The sequence below is a fragment of the Streptomyces sp. NPDC002809 genome (assembly GCF_040295435.1).
In the GTDB taxonomy this organism is placed as follows: Bacteria; Actinomycetota; Actinomycetes; order Streptomycetales; family Streptomycetaceae; genus Streptomyces.
Genome location: NZ_JBEOVJ010000169.1, coordinates 1 through 2,720, shown reverse-complemented (window position 1 = coordinate 2,720; position 2,720 = coordinate 1). Strand labels below are relative to the sequence as shown.

Annotated in this window: 3 protein-coding genes; 1 reads left to right on the top strand and 2 read right to left on the bottom strand. The window is 67.0% G+C overall.

Annotated features, from left to right (window positions below; genetic code table 11):
- Positions 1-188 precede the first annotated feature (188 nt).
- Positions 189-374 (bottom strand): hypothetical protein, encoded by a 186-nt coding sequence (locus ABT025_RS39315; protein WP_351003622.1) that lies wholly within the window; start codon positions 372-374, stop codon positions 189-191.
- Positions 375-463: 89 nt separating this feature from the next.
- Positions 464-919, bottom strand: a complete 456-nt coding sequence (locus ABT025_RS39310; protein WP_351003624.1) for an IS5 family transposase — start codon at positions 917-919, stop codon at positions 464-466.
- A 310-nt stretch (positions 920-1,229) separates the two neighbouring features.
- Between ABT025_RS39310 and ABT025_RS39305 the strand changes: the two genes are divergently transcribed.
- The gene (locus tag ABT025_RS39305) at positions 1,230-2,618 is read left to right on the top strand and encodes an MFS transporter (protein WP_351003620.1); all 1,389 of its coding nucleotides are present in this window, start codon (positions 1,230-1,232) and stop codon (positions 2,616-2,618) included.
- The last annotated feature ends 102 nt before the right edge of the window (positions 2,619-2,720 follow it).

The following is a 2,720-nucleotide window of genomic DNA, read 5'->3' as shown; positions in this document are numbered from 1 at the left end:
ATACGAGCCGACCTCCACCTCGGACTACTCCAACTCGCCTGCAGCATCATCTGCTTGAGACGACTCCGAACCTCATTCTGAAACCATCAGTTAGAGCCCGTAACACGATCTTGAGTGTTGGGTGACTGCCAGGAGCTCGTCCCGCGCGTCTCCCGATGGGGTGGAACTTGATTCGTTCCTTTGTCGAGTCATGACGATGGACGAGTCGCCAGACGCAGCTCACCGTCGGGCATGAAGTCGAGTACGACTGCATTGAGGATGCTTCCGATCGCTGGGAAGTCTTCTGGGGCCAGGTGTTCCAGGTTGTCGGTGAGGTTCACGAAGTCGATGAATGCCCGTGCCTCGGTGGCGGGCTCAACCAACTCGACTTCCACACCGAAGCGTCCCCGGTGGCCTGTTACTCGGCAGCGGACGATCTGGAGCGGACGGAGCCTACTGGCGAGCCAATTCAGAGGGTTGTCAGTCACAGCTGGCCAGCGTAGGACTGCACTGCTGACCGCGCACGCTGTCGGCTGAGCCTTCTCCAGCAGATGAGTCCGCAGGCGAGGGAGACCAAGGCGTCGTGCAGGTCCAGGCGTCGTTCCCACCGGACCGCGAGGCGCTTGAACTGGTGCAGCAGGGCGAAGGTCTGCTCGACAACGTAGCGGAGCTTGCCCAGGCCCTTGATGTTCGGGACGCCCTTGCGAGAGATGACCGGCATGATCTTGCGACGCCGAAGTTCCTGGCGCACGGCCTTCGAGTCGTATGCCTTGTCGCCCAGCAGCGCGTCGGGGCGACGTCGCGGCCGGCCGGGGCGTCCGGCGACGGGCGACAGACCGTCGACCAAGGCGAGGGTCTGGGTGATGTCGTTGACGTTCGCCGCGGTGGTGATGACGTGGAACGGGGTGCCGCGTCCGTCGCAGATCATGGCGAGGTGGATCGTGGCTTCGCAGTCAGCACCAAGTCAGCACGGGAGAGGTGAAGACGGGTGATGACGTGGGCCTTTAGTCAGCACCAAACCAGCACGGGAGTCAGCACCGCCCTTGCGAAATATACCGAACAGTGCAACTCGGACAGCCGTCTCCCGCCCACCCCCGAAGCGGAAACGGGCTCGCGCGCCCTCCCCGTAGCACCGGCCCGCACACCGGCAACCCGAACTATGGTGTCCGGCCACATACGCCCCTGACCTGGCCCTTCCTACGGTATGGCGACACAGCAACGTCCCCGCCAACCGTCCGGAAGTGGTACCCATGGCCACCCCAGCAACCGCTCCCCCACCCGCCTCCAACCTCCGCCGCATCGTCGCCGCCAGCCTCATCGGCACCACCATCGAGTGGTACGACTTCTTTCTGTACGGATCAGCGGCCGCCCTGGTCTTCAACAAGCTGTTCTTCCCCGATTCCGAGCCGCTGGTGGGGACCCTCCTGTCCTTCCTCACGTACGCGGTCGGCTTCGCCGCGCGGCCGATCGGGGCGCTGGTCTTCGGGCACTACGGCGACCGGCTCGGGCGCAAGAAGCTGCTGGTGCTCAGCCTGTTGATGATGGGTGGGGCCACGTTCGCGATCGGGCTGCTGCCGACGCACGCCACCGTGGGGGTCGCCGCTCCTGTCCTGCTCACCGTGCTGCGGCTGGTACAGGGCTTCGCCCTCGGCGGTGAGTGGGGCGGGGCCGTGCTGCTGGTGTCGGAGCACGGGGACGCGAAGCGCCGCGGGTTCTGGGCCTCGTGGCCGCAGACCGGTGCGCCGGCCGGGCAGTTGCTCGCCACCGGGGTGCTCTCCGCACTGACCGCGCTCATGTCGGACTCGGCTTTCGAGGCCTGGGGCTGGCGCATCCCCTTCCTGCTCTCCGGCGTGCTGGTGATCATCGGCTTGTGGATTCGTCTGTCCGTCGATGAATCACCCTTGTTCAAGGCCGCGCTGGCACAGGCCGAGGAGCGCAGGGCCGCCACCGGGGCGGCCGAGAAGATGCCGGTCGTGGCCGTGCTGCGACACCACTGGCGCGACGTGTTGATCGCCATGGGCGCCAGGATGGCGGAGAACATCAGCTACTACGTCATCACGGCGTTCATCCTCGTCTACGCGACGACCGCGGCCGATCTGAGCAAGCAGACGGCACTCAACGCCGTCCTCATCGCGTCGGCGATCCACTTCGCCGTGATCCCGCTGTGGGGTGCGCTGTCCGACCGGGTCGGGCGCAGGCCGGTGTACCTGGTGGGCGCGGTCGGGGTGGGGCTCTGGATGTTCCCGTTCTTCGCGCTGATCGACAGCCGTAGCTTCTGGAGTCTGCTGCTCGCCGTCACGGTCGGGCTGTTCTTCCACGGGGCGATGTACGCGCCGCAGGCGGCGTTCTTCTCGGAGCTGTTCGCGACCCGGATGAGGTACTCGGGTGCGTCGATCGGCGCCCAGTTCTCGTCCGTCGCGGCAGGTGCCCCCGCGCCGCTCATCGCCACCGCGCTGCTCGCCGACTACGACAGCTCGACGCCGATCGCGCTGTACGTGATCGCCGCTGCGCTCATCACCGTGCTGGCCGTGGTCTGCGCGAAGGAGACCCGCCACCGCAACCTGGCGGACGTCGAGCCCGGCGCCGGGCAGGACGCTCCCGCGGAGCCGTCCGCAGATGCCGTACGCAGTGGTGCGTAGCGACTGATCCGGAGCGGGCCCGGGGCCGGGTGGCCGTGCGCGGCCACCCCGCCCCACCCCCACACACCATCCGGTAGGGGTCCACCGAACAAGGGGGGGAGT

Excerpts from the sequence above, each read along its gene's own strand:
- ABT025_RS39305 (WP_351003620.1), top strand. The coding sequence starts at position 1,230 with ATGGCCACCCCAGCAACCGCTCCCCCACCCGCCTCCAACCTCCGCCGC.